Genomic DNA, 21,255 nt, shown 5'->3' with positions numbered 1-21,255 from the left:
GGGACAGGTTCACCCATGCCGGGTTCACCTACACTGGCTCCCGTGAGCACGGCGATCCACGGCAGCGCGCCGACCGGCACGATCCCCACCCCGTACGAGGACCTGTTGCGGTTGGTGCTCGACACCGGCACCCCGAAGGCCGACCGCACCGGGACCGGTACGCGCAGCCTGTTCGGCCATCAGTTGCGCTACGACCTCGCCGCGGGATTCCCGCTGATCACCACCAAGAAGGTGCATCTGAAGTCGATCGTCTACGAGTTGCTCTGGTTCTTGCGGGGAGACTCCAACGTGCGATGGCTGCAGGACCGCGGGGTCAGCATCTGGGACGAATGGGCCGATGCCAACGGTGATCTCGGCCCCGTCTACGGAGTCCAGTGGCGCAGCTGGCCGACACCGTCGGGGGAGCACATCGACCAGATCTCGGCCGCGCTGGACATGCTGCGGACCAACCCGGACTCGCGCCGCAACATCGTCTCGGCCTGGAACGTCGGGGAGATCCCGCAGATGGCGCTACCGCCCTGCCACGCGTTCTTCCAGTTCTACGTCGCCGACGGCAAGCTCTCGTGCCAGCTGTATCAGCGCAGCGCCGACCTGTTCCTCGGCGTGCCGTTCAACATCGCGTCCTACGCCCTGCTGACCCACATGATGGCCCAGCAGGCCGACCTCGACGTCGGCGAATTCGTCTGGACCGGCGGCGACTGCCACATCTACGACAACCACGTCGAGCAGGTGGCCCGCCAACTGTCGCGGGAGCCCTACCCGTACCCGACACTCGCGTTGCGCAAGGCGGATTCGATCTTCGACTACGACTTCGACGATGTCGCCGTCGTCGATTACCGGTCGCATCCCGGGATCAAGGCGCCGGTGGCGGTCTGACCTGTCGTGGTCCGGGTGTGCGCACCCGCATTGCGCCGCACGAGTTGTCGGGGGCGGCCGTTAGGCTGGGTTCATGGGCGGCATCACACTCATCTGGGCGCAGGATCGGGTCGGCGCGATCGGCCGTGACAACACCATCCCGTGGCGTGTGCCCGAGGACATGGCACGGTTTCGCGAGGTCACCGGCTCGCACGCGGTCGTGATGGGACGCAAGACCTGGGAGTCACTGCCCGAGCGTTTTCGGCCACTGCCCGGGCGGCGCAACATCGTGATCACCCGCTCGCAGACCTATCGCCCGGAGGGGGCCGAGGTGGTCCACACGGTGGCCGACGCGCTGGCGCTCGCCGGCGCCGACGCGGTGGTGATGGGCGGCGGAGAGATCTACACGGCCGCGATGGACCACGCGACTCACCTGCGGGTCACCGAGATCGACATGCTGGTCACCGGTGCCGATGCGTTCGCCCCGGTGATCGACGAGAGGTGGCACGCGACGACCGAGACCGACTGGGCGCAGTCGAGTACCGGGACGTTCTATCGGTTCGTCGACTACGTGCGGCACACGTCGTAACGTGGCCGCCGTCCTCACCACGGCTCAGGCCCGCCGCATCGCGCTGACGGCACAGGGATTCGCCGACCGGCCACCGACCGGGGCCGTCACCATGCGCCTGGTCGAACGAGTCGTGGCCCGCACCAAGCTGTTTCAGATGGATTCGGTCAACATCGCGGTGCGGGCGCACTATCTGCCGCTGTTCAGCCGGCTCGGCCCCTACGATCAGGCGCTGCTCGATCGGGCCGCCTGGCGGCCCGGCCGCGGGCGCCGGTTGTTGACCGAATACTGGGCGCACGAGGCCGCGCTCATCCCCGTCGACGACTGGCCGCTGTTCGGGTTCCGGATGGCCGAGTACCGCGACGGACGCTACCGTCACACGCGAGACACCATGCGACGCAACCGTGAACTCGCCGACGATGTACGCGCCGTGATCGCCGAGACCGGGCCGGTGACCCCGCGGCGCATCGAGGAAGCCCTCGGTATCGAGCGCGCACCGCAGGCCGCGGGCGGCTGGTGGAACCGCGGCGAGGTCAAACACCTCTGCGAGGCGATGTTCGCCTCCGGCGAGTTCGCCGCGACCCGCGACGACGTCTTCGGACGTCACTACGACCTCGCCGAGCGGGTTGTCGGCGCCGATCGGGTGGACCGCCGTGTCGAGCGGGACGATGCGCACCGCGAACTCGTGACGCGTGCAGCATCGGCCCTGGGTGTGGCCACAGTCGCCGACCTCGCCGACTACTACCGACTCAAGACCGCCGACGTGCGGCCGGCCATCGCCGACCTGATCGACTCCGGTGTCCTGCAACCGGTTTCGGTGGATGGGTGGCGCGATGGTGCGTACCTCCACACCGCTGCAACGGTTCCCGCCCGGGTCCGCGCGGCCAATTGTGAACGGGGAGCCATTCTGTCGCCGTTCGATCCGCTGGTGTTCTTCCGGCCTCGTACCGAACGAATCTTTGGTTTTCACTATCGAATCGAAATCTACGTTCCCGAACACAAACGCGTGCACGGGTATTACGTCCACCCGTACCTGCTCGGCGACGAGATCGTGGCGCGCGTCGATCTCAAGGCCGATCGGCAGCGTGGGGTGCTGATGGTGCCGGGAGCATTTTCCGAGTCAGGACAACATCTTTCGGAGATCGCGTCGGCATTGCGACGCGACCTGCAGGTGTTGGCCGACTGGCTCGGGATGGAGTCGGTCGAGATCGGTTCCCGCGGCGACCTTGCCGACACGCTACGTCATCTCTTCGACTGACAAGCCAGAACTGCGCAAAGTAACGCCCCGACAGGGTTCCCGATAACCACCACAAGTCGCGCTCATCGGCGAGGACGGCGGAAAAGCGTCGCTCGTGGCCGTGATCGGCGAGCGTCGAAGAGGTGGTGCGGATCGTCGCGCAGGGTTGCGATGCCGTCCGTTCCGGCACAGGGTGACGACAGGCCCGACCCGACAGAGGAGCTGGTGTGGAGCCATTGGAACAGACAGCAGCAGATCGGACAGCACGGGACCGTCCGGCAGTGGATCGACCGGGTGGTCCGCACGGTGTCGCGGGAGACCCTGGCGGGAAAGCGCGCGGGCTGGCACGGCTGGCCGACATCGGCGTCGCCGTTCCCGAGTGGGTGGTGCTCGGTGCGGATCTGTTCGAAAGGTATGTGACGGCAACAGGTCTCACGGATCTGAGGGAGCTGGTGAACTCGGCCGAGGACGAGCGCACGGCACAGCGGAATGCGGCAGACCTACGGGAGCGAATTCTGGCGTCGCCGACGCTTGGCGACATCGACGATGCAATCGACGCGGCATGGTCGCGGCTCGGCGGGGGACCGGTGGCGGTGCGGTCGTCGGTGGCGGCCGAGGACGGTGCCGACCTCTCCTACGCAGGCCAGTTCGAGACCTACCTCAATGTCACCGGAACACAGGATATCTCGCTCCGGGTGCGTCACTGCTGGGCGTCGGCGTATGCACCGCGGGTGCTCACCTACGGGTGGGCGCGCGGGGTCCACGACGTCGGTGCGATCGCCGTGGTGCTGCAGCGACAGCTCGATCCGTGGACCAGTGGCGTCGTGTTCACCGCCAACCCGATGACCGGTGCGCGTGACGAGATGGTCGTCAGCGCGGTGTACGGACTCGGGGAGGGGCTCGTCTCCGGCGCCGTCGACGCCGACACCGTCATCGTCGGTTCCGACGGGTCGGTGCGCGATACGACCATCGGGGACAAGAACTTCCGGGTCGTCACGCTGCCCGGTGGTGGCGTCGCGAGCGTCGTCGTCGACGACGCCGAGCGGCGGCGCGCGGTTCTGACCGACGGCCAGATACGGGAACTCGTCGCGACCGCCGAGCGGGTCGAGAGGGCCCTCAGTGGACCCCAGGACATCGAATGGGCCTTCGACGGTGCGGGTCTGTGGTTGCTGCAGGCCCGCCCGATCACCACCGTGAAGACCCCCGCGCCTCCGTCGAGACCGGTATCGGACCGGCTGATCCGCGGTGCGGGCGAGTGTGTGGCCGACGACGATCTGCGAATCTGGGACAACTCCAACATCATCGAGAGCTTCAACGGGATCACCTCGCCCCTGACCTACACCACCGCCGCCGACATCTACGGTCGCGTCTACCGCGGCTACGCCGAGTCGATGCATCTGCCGCGAGCGGCACTCGCCCAGATCGACACCTGGACGCCGGTGATGCTGGGCTGTTTTCACGGACGTGTGTATTACAACCTGCTTCACTGGTACCGGATGGTCGGCATCGCGCCGGGGCATGCCCTCAACCGCAAGGTCCTCGAGGCCGCGCTCGGAGTCGCCCAACCACTCGACAAGGACCTGGCGCGAACGCTCAAGCCCTACTCCCTGGCCAACCCGATCCGGCGGCTCGCCGTGCGAGCGGTCACCACGGCGGTGTACCTCCGTCGGATGCGCGACATCGACGACCTCGTCGAGGACTTCCTCACCGAGTTCTACCGCGTCTACGACCACTTCGAGAACCTCGATGTGGACACCATGACCGGTGAACAGGCCTATCGCACCTACCGTGAGGTGGAGGGCGATCTGGTTCGCCGATGGGGCCCGCTGATGGTTCTCGACGCCATCCTGCTCACCCTGACCGGCGCGATGTATCTGTTGACCAAGATCTTTCTGCCCAGGGCGCCCGAATGGTTCCTCTACGCCGTCGTCGGACCGGGCGCCGACGTCGAGTCCGCCGAACCGGCCCGGGCGATGGCCGCACTCGCCGACCTGGTGTCCGCGGACCCCGACGTCCGAGAACTCGTCACCACCGCCGACCCCGCCTCGATCCGCCGTGCCCTGCACGAAGGCGGCCACGATGCGGTCGCCGCAGCGGTGGAGGACTACCTGCAGTGCTACGGATACCGAAGTCTCGACGAACTGAAGCTCGAAGTCCCCGACCTGCGTGAGGATCCGTCGTCGGTGTTCGTCATGCTGCGCAGCGCACTGGCGCGCAACGCGGAATCGGCCGCACCTCCCGACCCGGGCACGCATTCGGATCCGGCCATGCGTTCCCTCGGTCCGCCGCCGGAGTCCGCCCAGCAGTACCTCGACGCCCACCTGCACGGACTACGTCGCCGGACATATGACGCGCTGCGCGGCAAACTATCCCGGTGCGCCGCGCATCGTGAGCGTCTGCGATTCGCTCGCACAAGGGCTTTCGGCATGGTCAAACGGTTGATCCGCGTGATGGGCCGCGACCTCGCCGAGCGCGGGGTGCTCGACGACTTCACCGACGTCTTCGAGCTGACCGTGACCGAACTCCGCGAATGTTACGAATCGGGCCCACCCGGCGATGTAACGGCCATGGTGTGCGCACGCAGAGCGGCCCGCCACGCGGACTCGACCCTGATCGCGCCAGAACGCTTCGAAACCCGCGGACAGCGGTTCGACGACGAGGCACTCGCCGCGCAGGGCTGGACACCGGTGGCCGAGACCGCCGCTGCGCCTGCGGGATCGGTGCTCGCGGGCACACCGTCGTGTGCGGGATCGGCCGAGGCGACCGCCCATGTGGTAACCGAACCGATCGGCGTCGACGGCGGGATCCTCGTGGCCTATCGCACCGACCCCGGGTGGGTGGCCGCACTGCCGTCCGCCTCGGCACTGGTCATCGAACGCGGCAGCCCGCTGACCCACGTAGCCATCGTCGCCCGCGAGCTCGGCATCCCGACAGTGGTGCAACTCCGTGACGCGACGGCGATGCTGCGCACCGGGATGCGGGTGCGCGTCGACGGCACCGCGGGAACCGTGACGGTCGTGGCGGACGCGCCGCAACCGACCGATGCCGCATCCGACGACCCGCCATCGTCGGCCACCGCCACCCCGGACGGGGCGCGACTCGAGAGGACCCCCGACCATGCGTGATCGAACCGGCCGTGACGCACCCGAGATCATCCGAGGATGGCTGCGCGACCCCGCACCGGACAAGGGCATTCGCCTCGCCGATGAGGACGGCGGTTGGATCTTCCACTCCTACACCGACATCGCGGGGCGAGCGCTGCGCATCGCCGGTGCCATGTGCGAGCACGCGGTACGGCCCGGTGACGGAGTGTGCGTGATCCTGCCCACCGATGTCACGTGCGCGGCGGCGTTCTACGCGGTGTGGGCGTGCGGCGCGGTCTTCACGCCGATCACCCCGCCGACCTTTGCCGACCTCGACGAGTACACCGCGCACGCCGCGTCGATCCTCGCCCAGGCCGCTCCCGCGCTCGTCGTGACCGCCCCGGGTCTGACGCCACTGGTGACCGACGCGGTGTCCGCGGCGGGACTCGATGCTCCGGTCATGGAGGTGGGCGCCGCCGGCTCGGATGCGACGCCGCTCGACGATCTCGCGCCGACGACCGAATGCGCTCTGCTGCAGTTCACCTCCGGATCCACCGGCACGCCGCGCGGGGTCGAGATCTCCTGGCCGAACCTCGCGACCAACACCGCGATGATCACCGACCTGCTGTGCTGGCGTGCCGATGAGCCGATGGCGTCGTGGCTTCCGCTCTACCACGACATGGGATTGGTCGGTGGTTTCCTCACCACGGTCACCAATCAGGAAGATCTGTACCTGATGCGACCCGACCAGTTCGTGCGTGATCCGGTGCGCTGGCTGCGCGCGATGGAGATCGCCCGCCACACACCGTCTCCCTCGTTCTCCTTGGGCTATCTGGCCCACCGTGTTCGCCCCGAGGACATCGACGATCTCGACCTGTCGGGATGGCGCACCCTCGCGGTCGGTTCCGAGCCGGTGGAACTGTCGGATCTGCAGTCCTTTTGCCGTCTTGTCGCCCCGCAGGGCTTCGACCCGGCAGCGATCACCCTGGCCTACGGACTGGCCGAATCGACATTGATGGTCAGTTCCTCGAGGCGGGACCGACCGATCACCCTGCTCCGACCGGCCTCGCCGCTTCGGTTCGGGGAGACGGTCGACACCGGCCGGTGTGCGGTGTTCGACGTCGACGCCGACTATCCGGGATCGGGATGGATTGCCGGCCTGGGGTGTTCGATTTCCGACTCGGAGGTCGCTGTCGTCGATGACGATGGCGGGCCGGTGCCCGAGGGGGTACTCGGTGAGGTCACGGTCCGCGGTGGCTCCGTCGCGCGCGGCTATCTCGCCGGTTCATCGGGCGGTTCGACGCGCATCGTCGACGGGGTGCTCCACACCGGTGATGCCGGTTTTCTCCGCGACTCGGAGCTCTACGTCCTCGGTCGGATGGGATCGAGCCTGAAGGTGCGGGGCCGCTCGGTGTTCATGGAGGACGTCGAATCGACGGTGGCGGTGGAATGCGGGATCACCAAGGGCAAAGTGGCGGCGGTGGCGATCACCGATGCCGGGTCGAGAGGCGTCGCACTGTTCGCCGAGACCGCGCCGGGAGAATGGATCTCCCACGCCCGCACGGTCATTCGCGGGCAGCTCGGGCCCGCTCAGACGGTCACCGTCATCACCGGAGGGCGCGGCCTGATCCGGCGCACCTCGAGTGGAAAGCCGCGCCGGCGCCACATGTGGCAGATGTTCACCGCAGGTGAGATGGCCGACGCCGTGGTGCATGAGGTCGACGGGACCGCGAGTGCCGCTGCTGCGGGCACCGTCGCGTCCGCCCGGGAGACCGGCGACAACCGGGTCGTTCCGACGCTGCCCGCGCAGCGTGTGGCTGAACTCCTCGAAACCGCACTCGATTCGGTCGTCGTTCCCGACAACTGTGCGATCGTGTTCGAGGGGTCGCTGGCCGAGGGATTCGGCAACGAGGGCTCCGACGTCGATTTCCTCGTCGTGGCGGGCGGTGACGAAGAATTGCCGACGCTACCGACGGTGCTGTTCGGTGACGGGCGCCGCCTCGAGGTGCGCACCCGCTCGCTCGCCCAACTGCGGCACCACTTGCAGACGGTCGCCGATCATCTGGCCGACGGCACCGTCTGCGAGCTCGACGAGGATCTCCTCAACCGGTGTCAACGATTCCTGCGCTCGACCACGATCCGCACGAGCGCCCTCGTCGACCTCGACGAGCTGCGGGCGATCATCGACCACCGCCGGTTCGGCGACCTGATGGCGCGATGGTGGCGCCACCGCACGGTCTCGGTGCTGCGGCACGTCACCACGCTGCGGACCCTCGGCGCCGACGACGAAGCGCTCGGGTGGATGCGTGATGCGCTCGTCCAGGCAGCCAAGGCATGGTGCGCCGAGCGCGGCGAAACCTACGTGGAGACCAAATGGCTTCCCCGGCAACTCGATCGGATCGGCGACGAGAAAATCACCGACCGGTGGACGGCCGCGACCGCACCGTCGGTGCCCGACGCCGACGCGACCGGTTCGTGGTGGGTCACTGCCACCGACCTGCTCGCGGACCTCGGAATCGACGCGAACGACTGGACGGATGCGCGGCAGCTTCGGCTCGCGCGTGTTCCCGGGGTGACAACGTGGACCATCGGTTCGCGTGTGCACGTGGTGCGTGGCGCGCGGGACGTCTTCGTGCTCTCCGATCCCGCGGCACAAGCGTGGCGGCAGATGGTGTTCCGTCGTCCGGTGCCCGAGATCTGCGACCGTGGTGACCGTGCCGGGCAGGCGGAGCACGGCCCGGTCGCGGAGTACCTTGCCGAGTTCCTTCGACTCGGTGTCGTCGGAGTGGACTGGGCAGGCGCCGGGCCCATCCGGCCGGCGATGGCGATGTGCGAGGCCACCGAACCGTACACACCACCGCCGGCCATGAGCGGTCCGATCGTCGGACTGGGTGGGGCAGTCGCCGCGCCGGGGTTGGGCATTGCAGAGCTCTCGCCGTTGCCCGCAGAACGTTTCGCCTCGGCCGGCCTGCAACTCACCTGGGCCAACATCGTCGCCGAGAACGCGCGGGAAGATCTCGTCGGCGCCCTCAAGAGCGGGCAGGGCGGTGTGGCCGATGTTGCGGCGCATCGCCTGATCGCCATGATCGCCCGAATGGTGCTCTCGGCGTGGGGAGTTCATCCTCTCCCTCCCGATGCCACCCCGGCAGCCACGCTCCGCAGGGTCCTGCCGAGCCCGATGATCGAACCCTCGATACCCCCCGTCATCGAGCGGGCCGCCCATGTCCGTTTCGACGACATCTTGTCTTCCGGCGGCGACGGACTCGCCGAACTCGAGGTACTCGACGGACTCCTCGGCGCGGTCCGGGCACTCGTCGGCAGTGACTTCCCCGCCTCCTTCGACTCCCGCGACCAATGGCGCCGCACCCTCGAGATCGCCTACGACTGGGTTCGTCTGGGCACTCACCTGGGGGTTCGGTTGCCGCTGGCCGAGGCCGCCGACCTGATGAACAGCGGAGGCGGACAACCACATCCGGTCGCCGACGCCCCGCCGGCACCGTCCACGCCGCTCGGGGGTGGCGCCCGGTGAGCATCGACGAGCAGCACACCTCGGGCCCGGACCGCCAGGTCCGACGGATCGTGGTCGCGATGGCGCCGAATCCGCCCGCGGATGCGCCGGCGGCAACCGATCGCCTCCGCGAGGACCTCGGATACGAATCCGTCCGGCTCATCGAGCTCACCATCGCCCTGGAGAGAGCGTTCGGCCTGTCGCCCCTGCCGCCCGCCGAACTTGCCGGCGTGCGCCGGGTCTGCGACGTCGTAGCCCTCATCCGTCGCCAGATCGGAGACGACCACAGTCTCCGGGTCGGCGCCGACAGATCGGAGAAGGCCGATGACCCCGTCACATGATCGCCGGCGTGATCACATCCTGGTGACCGGTGCCGCGGGCCTGGTCGGTACCGAGGTGTGTCGCAGGCTCGAGGCGGCGGGCCGGCCGGTGATCGGCGTGACCCATCGCAACGACTCACTGATCGCCAACGACGGTGCACCCGTGACCATTTCCGACACGATCACCGGTGACGTGCGACTCGCCGGATTCGGTCCGGCGATGGCCGCCCGGGCCGATTCGCTGGCCGGTCGGGTGTCGACGATCGTGCACTGCGCGGCGACCACCGCCTTCGATGCCGCCGACGAGGACTACGCGCAACTCAATGTGGGTGGCACCGCGCATGCCGTCGACCTCGCGCGCGCCTGGGACGTCCCGTTGGTGCACGTGTCGACCGCATACGTCTGCGGCATGCGGGGCGGCACGATCGCCGAGGACGAGCTCGACGTCGGCCAGGTATTCGGAACCCGTTACGAGAAGAGCAAATTCGATGCCGAGAAGCTCGTCGAACGGGCCCGTGCCGACGGGCTTCGCGCGGTGACGGTCCGGCCCGGCATCGTGACCGGCGTGAGCACCGACGGCGCCATCCGGGACCACAAGAACCTCTACACCGTCGTCAAACTCATGGTCGAGGGCAAACTGCGCACGCTGCCGGGGCGCTATGACGCCACACTGTCGCTCGCGCCGGTCGATCATGTCGCCGACATCGTCGCCGCCGCCGCGTGCCAAGCCGTCGATCTCGATGGAAAGGTGCTGCACGCGGTGAGTTCTCGACCATTGACCCTGCGGGAGCTCTCCGACGTCCTGGCCGAGTATCCCTCCTTCCATGTGGCCACCTTCGTCCCGGATGCCACCTTCGATCCCGATACACTCGAGATGATCGAACGCGAGTACTTCCGCCGGGTGGGCTCGCTCTACACCAGCTACTTCCAACGGCGACAGGACTTCTCGACTCGCAATGCCGAGACTGTTCTGGGGCGGCCGGCACCGGACTGCGGCCCCGAATACCTACGCTTGCTGCTCGACCATTGCCTCGACATCGGCTATCTCGGTGCGCCCCTGCCCGATGTGGAGACCGTTCTCGCCGGCCTCGGTGGTGCTCGATGACTCTGAAGACCGAACGCGCACACCACGCGACGACCCCCATGACCGCCGATCTGCTCACCCGGATCGGCGTCGACGGCGCCGACCTGTCGACCCGCCTCGGCGACACCTACGTGCTCGAGGCGATCGAACATCTCGATCGGATGGGCGTGGAGGCAGACTGGTTCGCCACCCGGTGCTCCATACTGCTCCTCAAACCCGACGCCGTGGTGGCCCGGGGTGTCGCGCCGACGCTGGAGTGGCTGTCGGCACATCGGTGGCGAGTTCTGCACGCCGCGCGGGTCGAGTCGGGACGCCACCTCGCGAGGGCGTTGTGGCAGACCTCGTGGACACGGGCGTCGGTGGAGCGCCGCCGACTGGCCGACCTCCTGGTCGAGATGTGCGACTCCATGGTCCTGCTCGTCACCGACGACCGAAGCGCTGTCGGCGTTTCCGAGGGCGCTGTCGAGGGCTTCGAGGGCGCTGTCGGCGGGGAGTCGGCGACGGAGCGGCTGACGCGGGAGAAGGGGCCCACCGATCCGACGGCGGGTGCCCCGGGTGAGCTGCGGCATGCGCTCGGTCACCGCAGCTACCTGCTGAATCTCGTGCATACACCCGACACGCCCGTCGACGTGTTGCGGGAATGGGCGATCATGCTCGACGAACCAGCACGCGCGGCCTGCCTGCAGGACGTGATCGACGGTGGTGTCGGCGTCGCCGAGCGGGTGGCGGCGTTGGCTGCGGAACTGTATTCGCAGACACCGGCGCGGGAGTTCGGGCGGGCAGTGGCCGCCGGGCGGGTCGCTGCCCAGATGAGTGCTACCCAGATGTGTTCTGCTGCTGCATGTCCTGCGACCCCGGTGCCCGACCTCACCGATGACCGGGTCTGTGCCGACATGCTGCGCAGCGCCTGGGCGAACGGGATCGACCTGGACCCGTGGTCGGTGATCGTGCTCGGCTCCCACGTTCTGCCCATGACATCCGACCCCACCCGACGGGAGTGCAGATGACCACGCACATGACACCGGCCCCGGACCACCTCACCGTGGCGCCCACCTGCCACAGTCAGACGATTCCGCGCGAACTCGTTCATCGGTGTTCCGTCTCGGAGGTGTTCGTCACGTCGTTGTCGCGCGCACAGCCGGATCTCGGCGACGACGAATTCCGCGTCGGTGCGCAGCTTCCGCGGATGCACGCCTACTTCGGGGATCACCGTGGGGCGCAGGCGGGTCGTCACGACCCGTTGTTGGTGATGGAAACCGCGCGGCAGGCCGCAATCGCGGTGACCCACCAGTTCTTCGACGTGCCGCTCGACAGCGCCTTCCTGGTCCGCACCTTCAATGGCGCCGCCGACGCACCCGTTGACGACGAGGTGTGGCGGCCGCGATCCCGGCCCGCAGACGTCGACATCTCCGTCGGCATCGGTGCCCGCCATGTCGTCGCCGACCGGCTGATCGGACTCGACATGGTGCTGGCGATCTCGGCTGATGGTGTGCCGTTGATGACCGTGGACGGGTCGTTCTCCTGGACGACCCGCGCGCAATGGTCGGCCCTGCGCGCCCGGGCGCGCGACGGTGCGGAACGCGGGCGCGTCCACGTGGCCGAGCCGGCAGATCCACACGTCGTCGGCCGCTGCGACCCGCGCAACGTCGTGGTCGGGGTGCGCGCGCGGGACGGCCACGAGACGCGGGGCGAACTCGTCGTCGACACCGCCCACCCGGGATTGTTCGATCACGAACTCGACCACGTGCCGGGCACCCTGCTCCTCGAGGCGGCGCGACAGATCGCGCTTGCCCATGTCGGTGCCGACGTGCGGATCGCAACGGTCCGCAGTTCGTTCGGCCGGTTCGTCGAACTCGATCGGTCGGCGATGTGCATCGCACGTGTCGATCACGGGCACGACCCGACCGACCCCGGAGTGGCCACCTCGGTGATGGTGACGATCGAGCAGGGAGGCACCGTGTGTGCCGAGATCCGGCTGGGTGTGGTGACCGGGACGTGATGGTGGCCGAAACCCTTCGGGCGTCGTCGGTCTCGGTCGTGCGCATTGCCCGGTTCACCGCGGTGATGTTCAAACCGCAGTATCTGCTCTTCGGGGTCCTGTGGGTGCTCGCGGCCGAAGGGACTGCGGCCCGGCTCAGCGGGGTGCGTTGGGATCCCGCGCCGGCAATCGTCGTGCGTGTGGTGGTCGTGGTACTCGTTCTGCTGTTCCTGCGGATGGTCGACGAACAGAAGGATCTCGACTATGACCGCGTGTATCACCCTGATCGGCCGCTGGTGACCGGTGCGGTCACCGCCGCCGACCTGCGCGTCGCGATGCTCGTGCTCGGTGCGGTCGTGGTGGTGCTGTCCGGGATGGCGAGTGCGGGCTCGGCGATCGCGATCGCGGCGGTACTGGCCTACGGGCTCGGTCTGTGGGCCGCTGAAACGCTGTGGCCTGCGTTGCGGCGCTCAGTGCTCGGCAATCTCGCCGTCACCTACCCGGTGCAACTGGTGTTGGCGGCGTACGTGATCGGCTCGGCGGTCGACACCGGACAGGTGGGGGCAACATGGTCGACGGCGTGGGTCGCGGTGCTCATGGCCGGGTCATTCCTGCAGTTCGAGTTCGCGCGGAAGATTTCCCGCCGGCTGCGACCCGGTGAGATGTACTACTCGAATCCGCTCGGTGCCCCCGGCGCGGTCGGTGTCTCGATGGGCTTCGTCGCCCTCACGACCGTCGCGGTCCTGGCCATCTGGACGCCGTGGCGATTTGGAGTAGTTCCTGCCCTCTTCGGTTGGGCGGCAGTCGTTCTCGCCGTCGTCCCGGTCGGCGCCACGGTGGTGTGGCTGCGCTCGCGCCATGAGGATTACCCGCCGGCGCCCGCCGCGGTGTACGTCCTGAGCGTCTACCTCGCGGTGATCGGCGCGGCGCTGGCCACCCCGACGGGATGAGGTGCCCCACCGATGACCACCGCACCCTCATCGCCTCGGCTCGAGGCGCACCCGGACCTGCGAGGGAGCGGCGACGAAATCGGTCGTCGACGGCCGCGCCCGGCGGCGGCCGGCCGGACGGACGGTCCAGCGCGAGTAGAGTGCCGCCGAGCACAGCAGGATGGTCGAGATCGCGAACGTGTTTCCCGGGCAATGGCGTTCTCCCACACCGAAAGCGAGATCGGCTTTCCGGTCGAGATGCCCGGCTCGGTCCGCCTCCCATCGGTCCGGGTCGAAGGTCTCCGGATCGGTGTAGAACTGTGGGTCGTGCAGGACGAGGTACGGGCTGTAGATCACCGTCGAACCGTCCGGCAGGGTGAGACGCCCGGTGTCGTCGTCGCCGAAGGTGACCGGCCCGTCGGCGGTCTGACTGCTGATCCACGGCCCCCACATCCGCAGTGTCTCGGCCACGACCCGACGCAGGTACGTGAGCTGTTCGAGGTGGTCAGGGTGTACCGGGCCCTCGCCGACGACGTGTTCGACCTCCTGTGCAACAAGGGAACTCACGTGCGGGTTGCGGGCGACCTCGTACCACACCCAGGCCAGGATCGATGCCGTCGAACCGACGCCGGCGGCCACCATCAGCAGCAGTTCGTCGATGATCTCGTCGTCGGACAGGCCGATTCCGGTGTCTTCGTCGGTGTGTCCGACGAGAACCGACAGGACGTCGCCGTGATCGACGCCTTGGCTTCGGTAGCGGCGAACGACGGTGCCGATGGCCTCGCGCAGCATCGCCGAATCGCGGGCGAAACGCCGGTTCGCGCTCATCCGCATCCGGCGGACGGGGGCGGGCAGCGCGCCGCGGATGATCACCTCGCCGAGCAACCAGGGCACGGTCTCACGCACCCGATCGAGCGCGTCGGCGCCGAAGTCGGCACGGAACAGCGTCGAGGTGACGGTCTGCAACACCAGACCGTGCGCCTCGGTCCGCAGATCCACCGGATGCTCATCGGTCAGACCGCGAGACCAGTCGTCGGCGATGGCAGCCGTGGTGACCGCGTACCGCGCCAGCCGACGCGCGCGCAACGCCGGTGCCATCTGACGCCTGCGCACCTCGTGGCGTCGCCCGCTGAGAACATTGGAGGCCTCCCGGATCGCCTCGTGCATCGCCTCCTGCAGATCGGCGCGGTGGAACTCGCCCGCGGTCCGAAAACCGATCTGCCGGATCAGTTCCGGAGTCGTGACCAGATAGGCGGGCCGGGTACCGAGGTCCACGCGCACCACCGGGCCGATACGGCCCAGACCGACGATGAAATGCAGTCCCTGGCGCAGGGCGACGAGGCTGTGGCCGAGCCCGGGTACGCGTCCGGGGGCGCTCGGGACGTCTTCGGGCCGCGCGGGCATACACTCTCGGCCCCGTCGCTCGGCACCAACGAGTTCCCGGTAGATCCCGACGGTCTGCCGGGTCATCCGGGACTGGGGGATTGCGGTGTCGGACAGCGCTTCTCGTGCAGCATCGAGCCGCGCCGGGTCGGCGAGCACCGCAGCGATGGCCGCGGCGATGGAATCGGCCGACGGATCGGCGGCGCGCAGCCCGCCGCCGGTGGGTACCGTCTCGTCGAGGTCGGGATCGCAGTAGATCACCGGGAGACCGGCAGCGGCGGCCTCGAGCAGGACCAGTCCCTGGGTGTCGAAACCGGCCGAGGTGAACAACAACGCGTCGGCGTCGGCCATCGCGGCCAGCACTCCGGCCCGGTCGGTCGACCCGAGCAGCCGAATGCGCTGTCGCAGCCCCGATTCGTCGACGAGGGTACGGATGTGGTGCTCCTGATCGCCGCTCCCCAGAATGTCGAGGGTGCATTCGGGGGTCGCCGCGACCGCCTCGACGGCCACCGCGGGCCGCTTCTCCGCGGAGATCCGGCCGCACCACAACAATCTGAGCGGATCGTCATGGCCGTGAGTCGACCGTTTCGGCAGAGTGGCCAGGAGATCGTCGTCGACGCCGCCGGAGACGACCCGGATGTCACCCGAGAGACCATGGCGGCGCAAACAGTCGGCGAAGTGCTCGGTCGGTGCGATCACCACGTCGGCGCTACGCGCCTGCGCGAGCATCGTGTGCCACACCTGCCGCGCGGTGCGGGACTCGGCGACCCGCGCGACCCCTCCGCGGTGGGTCGACAGGCGGGGGGAGACGAAGCAACGGTGCAAGATTCGCATTCCCACCGCGGACGCCCAGGGCGCGGGGGAGGTGCGTTCGACGAACACGTCGTCGCGGCTGTGCATCGTCTGGACCAGTGGGATTCGGTGCCGACGGCCGAGTGTGGCGCCGAGGACCGCGACCCCATAGGTGGTGTGCACGTGCACGACGTCGATCGGGGAACGCCGGATCAGTTCTTTCTCGACCGCCGCGAGGACTCCGCGGGTGGGCACGACGAACGGAAATCCGTTGACCGACAGCGCCCGCGGCGCGGGGACGGCCACGAGCCAGGTGGGCACGGCGGCCTCCGGATCGGTCGGCGCCGGCGCGAACACCGTCACCCGGTGGCCAAGGCGTTCGAGTGCCCGACGCTGGTCGTCCACCGCAGTCGAGATGCCACCGAGCGATCCCGGCGGGAAGTCGGTGAACATGGCGATGTGCAGCCGGTCGTGGGGCTCGCCGGGCTCGGGCGTCGCACTGTCGGGTCGCATTGTCTGCAGGGTAATCCACCCAGCAATCGAAAGGAGTCACATGAGGATTGCGATCCCGCTGACGGGAACACGCGGAGACGTCCAGCCGGCGGTGGCGCTGGGGGTGGAGTTGCGCCGCCGCGGACATGACGTCCTCGTCGGAGCGCCACCGAATCTCCTCGACTTCACCCGTCGTGCCGGTCTCGATGCCGTGAGCTGCGGACCCGATGTGGCACAACTGTATTCCTCCGATGAGGGGCAACGCGCGTTGGCCGCGGGCAGCAGCCTGGCATTGATGCGACTGGTCGGTGCGCAGATGGCCGACTATGCGTCTCGGATGAACACGGAGGTGATCGAGGTCTGTCGGGGTGCCGACGTGGTGGTCGCGACGCTGCTGACCGAGGATCGTGCGGCGTCGGTGACCGAGGCCTTCGACATCCCGATGGTGACGATGCACGGATTCCCGGGTCGGCCGAGCCGCAGCTATCCGTTCCCCGGCGCCCTGCCACCGACGATGGCACCGCCCGCAGTGGTCAACCGCGCGACATGGCTGGTGGCCGACAACGCGCGCCGGCTCGTGTTCCTGCGCTACCTGACCGAGCTGCGTACCGAGCTGGGTTTACGCCGCAGTCTGGCGATACCCGCCCAGATGTGTGCTCGCCGAGGGATTCCGGAGATCCAGATCTACGATCGCGCACTGGTGCCCGGCCTGGCCGAGGAGTGGGGGCAACGGCGACCGCTCGTGGGATTCCTTCCGCTGGAACCCGACACGCGTGCCGCGGTCGGCGACCTCGACGGTGACCATGCCGAGGTGACCGAGTGGATCGACGCCGGGAGCCGGCCGGTGTACTGCGGCTTCGGCAGCATGCCGATCCGTGACGCATCGGCCACCGTCGCCATGATGCGGACGGTCGCAGCACGTCTCGGCGTGCGCATCCTCGTCAGCGCCGGGTGGAGTGATCTCGATCCGGGCGCTCGCGGCGTCGCCGAGGGCGACGTGATGATCACCGGTGCGCTTGCGCACGATCTGATCTTCCCCCGATGTGCGGCAGCGGTGCATCACGGTGGGATCGGCACGACCTTCGAGAGTCTGCGCGCGGGCCTACCGACACTGATCTGTTCGGTGTCGTTCGACCAGCCGATGTGGGGTGGGCAGGTGACCAGGCTCGGCGTGGGCGGGCATCTCCGGTTCGCCGACCTCGACGCCGATTCGCTCACCATGGCACTACGCGCCGTCCTGCACCCCGACACCGTCGATCGTGCGGCCCGGTTCGCGGCACGACTGACCGACCATTCCGATGCCACCGCACGCACGGCCGACATCGTCGAGGCCGCCGCGTGAGCCGGAATGGCGGCAGCCGGTCAGCGATGACATGCTTGTGCCCCGACCACGCGAATACATCCACACAACAAATGCATCCACACAACAGAGGTGAGGCACGACGATGACGGTGACCTTCGGCGATCACGACTATGCGCTGGTGATGTTCGACCTCGACGACACGCTCGCGCCGTCGAAGAGTCCACTCGACGACGTCATGGTCGAGGTGCTGCGGCGGCTGCTGCAACGGTCGCTGGTGTGCATCATCTCCGGGGGGCGCTACGAGCAATTCCGCGCCCAGGTCCTCGATCGGATCGGTGGCGTCGACGAGGTCGCCAACCTGCACCTGATGCCCACCTGCGGTACCCAGTACGTCCGCTACTCCGACGGCCAGTGGGAGACCGTGTACGCCGAGGACCTCACCGACGACGAGAAGCAGCGCACCCTCGACGCCCTGGAGACCGGCGCGAAGGAACTCGGCCTCTGGGAGACCGAGACCTGGGGCCCGATCCTCGAGGACCGCGGCAGTCAGATCACCTACTCGGCGCTCGGACAGTCCGCGCCGGTGGACGCCAAGAAAGCCTGGGACCCCGACGGTGCGAAGAAGGAATCGCTGCGGGCCTATGCCGCCGAACGACTTCCGGATCTCGAGGTCCGCAGCGGCGGATCGACATCGGTGGACGTGACCCGCAAGGGCATCGACAAGGCCTACGGCGCACGCAAACTCATGGAGATCCTCGACCTGGGCCTCGACGACATCCTGTTCTTCGGGGACCGGCTCGACGAGGGGGGCAACGACCGCCCCGTCCAGGACATCGGCATCACCTCCGTCGCGGTCGAGGGCTGGGAGGACACCCACGCCAAACTGGTTGCGCTGCTCGACAACTGAGCCACCGCCCCCGTTCGGGTTTGCGAACCGGGTGGTGGGGAGATGCTCAGTTGATCGGCGCCGCGGCCGGTTGCACGCGTGGCGATCCGGCCATCACCCGGTAGGAGCGGCCGTGGTACCGACCGGTCCGTGGATCGGCCTTGTCGGTGACGAACCACCAGTCCATCTGTGCCGCAGCCGGTGTGACGGTCAGTACGGCGTATCCGTGAGCATCGAAGTCGTTCCAGCGGACGTGCCGGTTGGCCGCCATCAGTGCCGGCGAGACGGCCGCACCCGCGGTGTGCTCGGGCACGCCGAGGATGTCGTCGATATTGCTGGAGGTGACCGAGGTGACGACGAGTTCGGTTGCCACCGAACCGCTTCCCGGATAGTCGGCGGCATCGACCGGGATGTCACACGCCCACGACGAGTGGATGTCGCCGGTGAGGAACACCACGTTGGTGACCTTGTTCGACCGGATCGCGTCGAGCAGGCGACGGCGATCGGCGGTGTAGCCGTCCCACTGATCGGGGTTGTAGGGCAACCCCTCGGCGGGTAGCCCGAGGGACTCGGTGAGGGCGGCGGTGGTGCGTGTGTCGAGCGGGGGCAGCAACACCGGTGAGATCATCACGGGATTGCCGACGATCTTCCATCGCGTCGACGAGGACGCGAGACCGTCGATGAGCCAACGCATCTGGGCGGCCCCGGTGATCGACCGGGCCGGGTCGTCGATGCGATTCGACGACGTCGAGACCTGTTGGTCGCGGTAGGTGCGCAGGTCGAGCATCGACAGTTCGAGCAGCCGACCGAAGCGCAACCGTCGATAGAGGTGTGTGCCCGAGTCGTCGGCGGCCGAGCGCACCGGCATCCACTCGTGGTACGCGCGTTCGGCGGCGGCCTTGCGTGTCGCCCACGCACCCTCGTCGGGCGAGTGGTTCTCGGCACCACCGGCCCACGCGTCGTTGGCGGATTCGTGATCGTCCCAGGTGCAGATCCACGGCAGAACACGATGGAGCTCCGCGAGATCCGGATCGGTCTTGTATTGCGCGTGACGGACTCGGTAATCGGCGAGCGTGACGATCTCGTGTCGAGGTGAATGTGTGCGCACCGCACCGGCTTTACCGGTGTACTCGCCGGTGCCGTACTCGTAGAGATAGTCGCCGAGGGCGACGATGGCGTGCAGGTCTCGGTGGGAGCGAAGATGCCGGTACGCGCCGAAGTACCCCGCCTCCCAATTCGCGCACGACACCACCCCGAAGCGCATCCGCGACACGTCGGCGTCGGGTGATGGCGCGGTGCGGGTGCGGCCCACCGGCGACACCGCCCCGGTGGCCGGCCCGGAGGTCACGCGAAACCGGTAGTGATACTCGGTGCCCGGCGTGAGGCCTGCTGCATCGACCTTGACGGTGAAGTCGCGCTCGGCGACGGCGTCCACCGATCCCGACGCGGCGACGGTCGCGAATCGTTCGTCGTGGGCGATCTCCCACCGCACTGTCGAGCCTGCGCCGCGTCCCGAACCCGGCACCGCATCGGCGGTCGCGGTGATCCGGGTCCACAGGATGACCCGGTCTGGCAGCGGATCACCCGAGGCGACGCCGTGGGCGAAGACTGCCGACACCGCCGGCGTGGTCACCGGGGCGGCGGCCGCGTTCGGTGCCCACGGGCCCGCGAGGGGGCTCGCCACGCACAGCGCGGCACCGGTCTGCAGGAGCCGTCGTCGCCCGAGCGGCCCGTTAGGGTGCGCGACAGGCGGGTTCACGGCGGTCGGGTTCGCGGGGGTCTGCGTCACGGGGCATCATTGTGCGGCATATCCGACATATCGCCACGGACGATGTCGCGTGGTGCTCGCGTCGGCGCAGGTCGATGCGGCGATGACACCGGCGCGACGTCGAGAATTCACCCGCTGCTCACCGTATTACCCGCCTTGCCTGCCGGGTGCGATTCCGGCATGGGGTGGGCGGAATCGCCGAGGACACCGGTGGGAGAATCGATGACTGCGCTCTCCTCCCGCCGGGGGAGGGGTGACGACGGCGCGAGTCGTGTGGAGAGGAGGCGACGTGTCCGAGATGGTTCCGTTGCGGGTGCAGATGGTGGCCGCCACCGAGTTCACCGCGCCGTCAGACGTGCCCTGGACCACCGACGCCGACGGCGGCGAGGCCCTGGTCGAGTTCGCCGGTCGAGCCTGCTATCAGAGCTGGGACAAACCGAATCCGCGGACCGCGACCAATGCCGGCTACCTGCGCCACATCCTTGAGGTCGGGCACCTCTCGCTCCTCGAGCACGCAACGGTGACCTTCTACATCACCGGCATCTCCCGGTCGTGCACCCACGAACTCATCCGCCATCGGCACTTCTCGTACTCCCAACTGTCCCAGCGGTTCGTTCCCGAGCATGACTCGAACGTGGTGGCACCCCCGGCCATCAGCGGCGATGCGGAGCTGGAGCGCTTGTTCATCGAGGCCACCGACGCCAGCCGCGCCGCCTACACCGAACTCCTCGCTGCTCTCGAGTCCAAGTTCGCCGACGTCCCCAATGCGATCCTGCGTCGGAAACAGGCCCGGCAGGCCGCGCGGTCGGTATTGCCCAACGCCACCGAGACCAAGATCGTCGTCACCGGCAACTACCGTGCATGGCGCCACTTCGTCGGGATGCGTGCCACCGAGCACGCCGACGTCGAGATCCGCCAGCTCGCCGTCGAATGCCTGCGCCAGTTGATGCAGGTCGCGCCGACGGTCTTCGGTGACTTCGAGATTGGCACGCTCGCCGACGGCACCGAGGTCGCGACCTCACCGTTCGTGCTCGAGGGCTGAGGTCCTCCAGCACGGCACGGGCGGCCA

At 68.3% G+C, this 21,255-nt stretch carries 15 protein-coding genes; 13 read left to right on the top strand and 2 right to left on the bottom strand.

Going from position 1 to position 21,255, the window contains the following annotated elements; translation table 11 throughout:
* The first annotated feature begins 15 nt into the window (after positions 1-15).
* The 10 genes from QNM97_RS12730 (at position 16) to QNM97_RS12685 (ending at position 13,583) form a co-directional block, all read left to right on the top strand.
* Complete coding sequence (locus tag QNM97_RS12730; RefSeq protein ID WP_502875038.1) at positions 16-876, top strand: thymidylate synthase; 861 nt, start codon at positions 16-18, stop codon at positions 874-876.
* Between the two features lie 73 nt (positions 877-949).
* Positions 950-1,444 carry a dihydrofolate reductase gene (locus QNM97_RS12725; protein ID WP_208790973.1) on the top strand — a complete coding sequence of 165 codons (495 nt, stop codon included), beginning with the start codon at positions 950-952 and terminating at the stop codon, positions 1,442-1,444.
* 1 nt (position 1,445) lies between these two features.
* Complete coding sequence (locus QNM97_RS12720) at positions 1,446-2,681, top strand: winged helix-turn-helix domain-containing protein (protein ID WP_283823005.1); 1,236 nt, start codon at positions 1,446-1,448, stop codon at positions 2,679-2,681.
* Positions 2,682-2,941: 260 nt separating this feature from the next.
* Positions 2,942-5,785, top strand: a complete 2,844-nt coding sequence (locus QNM97_RS12715; protein ID WP_283823004.1) for a phosphoenolpyruvate synthase — start codon at positions 2,942-2,944, stop codon at positions 5,783-5,785.
* Positions 5,778-9,272, top strand: coding sequence for an AMP-binding protein (locus tag QNM97_RS12710; RefSeq protein ID WP_283823003.1), 3,495 nt, complete (start codon positions 5,778-5,780; stop codon positions 9,270-9,272). Before QNM97_RS12715 ends, QNM97_RS12710 begins: the two co-directional genes overlap by 8 nt.
* On the top strand, positions 9,269-9,592 hold the full coding sequence (locus QNM97_RS12705; RefSeq protein WP_283823002.1) for an acyl carrier protein: 324 nt from the start codon (positions 9,269-9,271) through the stop codon (positions 9,590-9,592). Before QNM97_RS12710 ends, QNM97_RS12705 begins: the two co-directional genes overlap by 4 nt.
* Complete coding sequence (locus QNM97_RS12700) at positions 9,576-10,676, top strand: SDR family oxidoreductase (RefSeq protein ID WP_283823001.1); 1,101 nt, start codon at positions 9,576-9,578, stop codon at positions 10,674-10,676. Before QNM97_RS12705 ends, QNM97_RS12700 begins: the two co-directional genes overlap by 17 nt.
* Positions 10,673-11,662 carry a nucleoside-diphosphate kinase gene (locus tag QNM97_RS12695; protein WP_283822999.1) on the top strand — a complete coding sequence of 330 codons (990 nt, stop codon included), beginning with the start codon at positions 10,673-10,675 and terminating at the stop codon, positions 11,660-11,662. The genes QNM97_RS12700 and QNM97_RS12695 overlap by 4 nt, the downstream gene beginning before the upstream one ends.
* Positions 11,659-12,654, top strand: a complete 996-nt coding sequence (locus QNM97_RS12690; RefSeq protein WP_283822998.1) for a ScbA/BarX family gamma-butyrolactone biosynthesis protein — start codon at positions 11,659-11,661, stop codon at positions 12,652-12,654. The genes QNM97_RS12695 and QNM97_RS12690 overlap by 4 nt, the downstream gene beginning before the upstream one ends.
* A complete protein-coding gene (locus QNM97_RS12685) occupies positions 12,654-13,583 on the top strand; it encodes a hypothetical protein (protein ID WP_283822997.1) in 930 nt (309 codons plus the stop codon). The genes QNM97_RS12690 and QNM97_RS12685 overlap by 1 nt, the downstream gene beginning before the upstream one ends.
* A 27-nt stretch (positions 13,584-13,610) precedes the next feature.
* Here the strand turns inward: QNM97_RS12685 and QNM97_RS12680 are convergent, their stop codons facing one another.
* Entirely contained in the window at positions 13,611-16,250 is a 2,640-nt protein-coding gene (locus QNM97_RS12680) for a cytochrome P450 (RefSeq protein WP_283822996.1), read from the bottom strand.
* 40 nt (positions 16,251-16,290) lie between these two features.
* On the opposite strand from QNM97_RS12680, the gene QNM97_RS12675 reads away from it, so the two are divergent.
* Together QNM97_RS12675 and QNM97_RS12670 are read left to right on the top strand one after the other, a co-directional pair.
* Positions 16,291-17,571: a glycosyltransferase gene (locus QNM97_RS12675; RefSeq protein ID WP_283822995.1), complete on the top strand. Its 1,281-nt coding sequence runs from the start codon at positions 16,291-16,293 to the stop codon at positions 17,569-17,571.
* A gap of 103 nt (positions 17,572-17,674) precedes the next feature.
* Complete coding sequence (locus QNM97_RS12670; RefSeq protein WP_283822994.1) at positions 17,675-18,439, top strand: HAD-IIB family hydrolase; 765 nt, start codon at positions 17,675-17,677, stop codon at positions 18,437-18,439.
* A 46-nt stretch (positions 18,440-18,485) separates the two neighbouring features.
* On the opposite strand, the gene QNM97_RS12665 is transcribed toward QNM97_RS12670, so the two are convergent.
* The gene (locus QNM97_RS12665; RefSeq protein WP_283822993.1) at positions 18,486-20,207 is read right to left on the bottom strand and encodes an alkaline phosphatase D family protein; all 1,722 of its coding nucleotides are present in this window, start codon (positions 20,205-20,207) and stop codon (positions 18,486-18,488) included.
* Positions 20,208-20,475: 268 nt separating this feature from the next.
* Between QNM97_RS12665 and thyX the strand changes: the two genes are divergently transcribed.
* Positions 20,476-21,228: an FAD-dependent thymidylate synthase gene (gene thyX / locus QNM97_RS12660; RefSeq protein WP_283822992.1), complete on the top strand. Its 753-nt coding sequence runs from the start codon at positions 20,476-20,478 to the stop codon at positions 21,226-21,228.
* Positions 21,229-21,255: the final 27 nt, after the last annotated feature.

It is taken from the genome of Gordonia sp. L191, from assembly GCF_030077625.1.
Lineage (GTDB): Bacteria > Actinomycetota > Actinomycetes > Mycobacteriales > Mycobacteriaceae > Gordonia > Gordonia polyisoprenivorans_A.
Note: the sequence above shows the minus strand (reverse complement) of the source record. Positions and strands in the feature narration are given on the sequence as shown.